This is a genomic window from Candidatus Hodgkinia cicadicola, from assembly GCF_002774925.1.
Genome location: NZ_NXGO01000085.1, coordinates 1 through 4,773, shown reverse-complemented (window position 1 = coordinate 4,773; position 4,773 = coordinate 1). Strand labels below are relative to the sequence as shown.

The 4,773-nt window shown below is 23.5% G+C and carries 2 protein-coding genes and 1 pseudogene; 2 read left to right on the top strand and 1 reads right to left on the bottom strand.

Annotated elements, in window-relative coordinates:
- Positions 1 to 1,006 precede the first annotated feature (1,006 nt).
- Both MAGTDC_RS05990 and MAGTDC_RS05985 read left to right on the top strand, forming a co-directional pair.
- A complete protein-coding gene (locus MAGTDC_RS05990) occupies positions 1,007 to 1,138 on the top strand; it encodes a hypothetical protein (RefSeq protein WP_146657003.1) in 132 nt (43 codons plus the stop codon).
- A gap of 636 nt (positions 1,139 to 1,774) precedes the next feature.
- A pseudogene (locus tag MAGTDC_RS05985) lies at positions 1,775 to 1,894 on the top strand (hypothetical protein); the annotation flags it as partial.
- A 2,571-nt stretch (positions 1,895 to 4,465) separates the two neighbouring features.
- On the opposite strand, the gene MAGTDC_RS04940 reads toward MAGTDC_RS05985, so the two are convergent.
- The coding region (locus MAGTDC_RS04940; protein ID WP_192573175.1) for a hypothetical protein at positions 4,466 to 4,773 on the bottom strand (308 nt) is incomplete at its 5' end.

Below are 4,773 nucleotides of genomic sequence, written 5' to 3'. Positions count from 1 at the left end.
TAGAAAATTTGGAATATAGTAATGAAAAATATTAGTAACAACAAGATGTTAAAATTAAATTAAACCTCTTAATAAAAGAGGAATTACTTAATTACCACAACAAAAAAACAACTATAACATGAACATTGATTCTTCACACGAACATTGATTCTATGAACATCCCGTATGTTAAGATAATTACTAAATCCCATGAATTTTATATTAGAGATAGTTTAAACTACACCATGTTGTCCAATATTAAACCACATACAACAACTTTTTAAAAATAATATACCTAATAAGGAAAATTGAAAGTTTATCCTTAGATTTTTTAAAACAACACAAGTTATACCTAAAAACCATTAGATTAGACTTAATTATTATTCAAAAGAAAAATATATTTACCACCATTCTATGAGGAATTTCATGGTAGAATATATTAAAACTAATAAACTTGACTGTTGCTATAACAAAACAGAACAAACGTTTGAATCATCAGAAAACATCGAAGTAATCAAAATTTTATAATCTATTTCAAAAAAAAATTAACACATATTTCTGAGAACAATTACTTCAGTGATTACAAAAAACAAAAATCATACTTACACGATTCTTTGATGCCATCAAACAACTAAACATCACAACTACTAATTAGTAATTAATGTAATTTCCATTTATTAAAAATAGTTCTCTTCTGCTTATCATTTTTAAAAAGAAAGTAAAACAACGATCAAGCAAATATATTATATCTTAAATTTGTCGAAGCATTAGAATATATTCTATTACTGTTAGAGAAAAAGAGAATATATTATGACAGATTATTAAAGGAACTATCTATTATAATGTTATTCCGAATATTTCTAAATTAGTGTTTGACTCCAAATTAGAAGCTAAGCACAACAAAAATTATATATATGTTGGTTCTAATTGAGAATTAACCTCTGATTCATTAATAGCATGCTGTTTAGAAATAACAATTGTTGATCAAATGATTCATGATACTTCTCTTTAAAAAATCTTTTAAAATATCAACAGAATTAGTTTATCTGATATAGATATAAAGTTCTATCGTAAAGGTAGAGAAAAATTCATAAGATATGTTCAAAAAAAATATGGAATAAGAAACATTTGTCAAATAATAACGTTCAATTCATTATAAGTTAAGGTGGTCATAAAAGATGTCGGTAAATACTTATTTAAGTTCCTATAACAAATTAAAACTACTATATAAATCGATGTCAACATTCAGCCATGGAACCAATTCTATCTTAGGTGTATTATAAAAAATTATATACCCTCGTCTCTATTTTTATAAAATAATAGACATTACCCTAAAACTTATTGGTTTATATAGACATGTATTAACACATGTTGTAGGTTTAACTATATACAAAACACTATTAGCAAGTGACATACCAATTGTTGAAATTTTAAAAAACAGAATTAGAGCTATATAGCACAATATAAATTGAATAGGTAATACTGGGTTATTCAAAATTTGATTTGTTAAGTCTTAAAACATTTACAATCATTGATTAAACCATAATAAACATATAATAACCAATAGTATGGTTTAGAATGTTATGTTGATAAAAAAGTCTTGAATTATATTTGTAATGACATGGATATTAGAAACAATTCGATTAAAAACCAAGAATAAAAGAACATATAAAACATAAAATCTCCTAAGTATTGCAGATTTAACTGCACTGATGTAGTATATAGACCTAGAACTGATCAAACATATATATAAACTTATTCAAATGTAAGATGAAAACGAACAAAACGAACGAGTCTACACCAGGATATAGATGTTATATTAGATGAAACATATGGAATAATAATATATCAAGAACATATACAAGAACTAGTAATTGTAAATAGCAATAGGAATTGACAATGTACCATTAGCTAACGCTGATATCTTAATAAGAATAATGATTACAAAAAAAACATCTTAAACACCAACAAAAACATAGATAATGTCATTGCTAATAAAATAGGTCACAATTAAGTAAATGAAATACTTGATACATATTATTTAGATTTACAGAATACGGTTTGGCAAATCACACGCAGTCGTTTATAGTTTATTAGCATGTTTAACTACATATTTAATAACTAATCTTCTATTAGAATTCTACATTGTTAATATGAACAACAAAATAATGGACTTTAAAAATATCTATACTATATTATACTTTCATCGATATAGGAATTAATTTCTTTATTACCAAATGTTTGTTTGCCTGTTGATAAGTTTGTTGTTGATAATTATCTAATATGCTTTCTATTAAGTATAATAAAAAAAATTAAATGATCAGATTATAAGCAGTATTAACAAATCTTAACAACAAAAAAAACCTACTTAACTTTTATATCAGATTAGATACTAGAATTATAACAAGAACAATTCTAAAGAATCTAATTTATTCAGGTATAACTTGATAGTTTCAAAATCCTGATAGCTTCAAAGTCCTAAGAAAACAATTATGTATCATTAATAAATACCATTGATAACATTTCTATCAACAAAACACTGATCTTAATTACTTATTGAGTAATCATATTTCTAATAACAACGAAGAGATATTTCCAGTACTTTATACAAAAAACCACTAAATGTTAAGCTGTTGTGTATCTAGATGTCCGACTATTAACCTAAATGAAAGAAATAAACTAAATTCAAAGAATTATGTATTGCGGTTAGTTATAATAAAGATATAATAATCGTCATCATAGTTAACAAAAGACTTAGATGTCTTACTTAAATATAAAAAGAATAGAATTAGATAACGTTATAAATTAATATCTCAATAAGAATTACCGAAAGACTTATGTTGCTATAAGTTTTGTTCTATTTCAAGTTTTAAAAATCACTAATATTAATAAAGTTATAATAAACTCTTTTTAGAGTGCGATAAATCTTTAACATTGTTACTTCCCACTTGTTTTTTTTTAAATTCAGTCTAATATTCTAAATCTATTTGATTTACATTCTATCTAATTTTCTAATAGCCAATACTACACCAACGTTTATAATTTTTAACATATCATTGGTTATAATTTTTAAAACACTTACCTAATTAATATCTGTCCCCGTTGGTCTTTAATATGTAATAAGTAGAATTAATTCTTCAATGATAATAATATCACTATTACCAATATTCCTTTGTAATAAAACACGTAATTATCATATATAATAATACGAAATCTTACACATTGATGTACTTATTAAAATTAAAGATACCAATTGTTGATGAACGAACAATTTTGTTGTTGTTTAATTAGAAATCAATCATTTAGATTAATTTATAAGCTTAGATTTTGTTAGCAATAAATGATTACTATTTTCTTATATTATTCTAATATCTTTTTAAAAATGGTTCTCAACGAGATGTTAATTTAATAGAATTAATCTATTTCATCGGTTTTTTATATTATCTAACATATTAGATGTACTAACGTTTTAATAATATTTTCTTATTTATATTTAAAATATTGCTAATCATATAAATAATACATTGATCTGATGTTATTTTACTACACTTTTTATATATATATATATATTTTGATTATATAAGGTAAATTTATATTATTAATATTAAGTCTAAGCGAAAAATAATATTTTATCAAAATTTAGATACTAAAGTAATAAGAATTAGTCTGTTATGTTATACACATCAAGATTAATATTAGTATAGTTTGTAAACACCCAATTATTCATCTTAAATAATACTTACGAACATTTTATAGATCTACTGATTCATCTAATATTATTCCATTCTAAACATTATATTTCTATTATAGTATCTCAGTTGAATCAAACATTTCTATAAATCCAATGATCTTATTTGATTTTAATTCTTACATTCAATATCAACAAAAGTTATTATTTAAAACTATCTAATCACATAATGGCTTTTATTTTAAATTGCTCATAAAGATCATGGATAAATATTTATTTTTTAACTTTATAACAGATTTCAATTTAATTTACAGCTCCATCATGTAGGCATTTGTGTTTAGATGGTAATTAGTCTCTCTATACGTTGTCTACTATTAAAAACATGTTAATGACTTAATAATTTTCTTCTCTAACATAACTGATACTAATTTAATCAATATAAGCTTATCATTTTCCGTGTTTAATTGTTTTATAGTTAACATTTTACATCCTGTTGTCTTGTTCTTTAATTTTGTTGTATATTTAAGATCTATTACTCTCAAATAAGAATCATTGATTCAATATTCGTTAACAATTATATCCCTAATTCTTAATAAGCTATTTGTAGTGTTGTGTACTATATGGTGTTAATTATAATATTAAACTACTTCAAATGTTAATATCTTTAATTTTTTATGACTGATTAACAAAAAAAATTACTAAGTTATATCTACCAACATTATATCTATAAATTCACTACAACCAACAGGTAATCAAATCTAAATCTTTATGTTTATACCACATAATGTTTATAATATATTAATTAAACAATTCTAAACAAAATATAACAACGATTATGACATAAAACATGTTGACGTTTGATTTAACATCTAAATCAGAATAAACAACAGGCTGTTTGTTAATGTTTATCGGATCAATGACGAATAACCTGTTTCCATTGCCATCGGTTCCATGTTTTAATATCCCATCTATCGGACTAATAACTGAACTATTATCCCCATCAGTGTTGTTATCAAATAACTTCGATAATCTTTCGAAACCTTCAGTCAATGTTATGTCAATTTCATCTTCGATTGTAACCTCTAAGATCTCATCAAATAAACTTA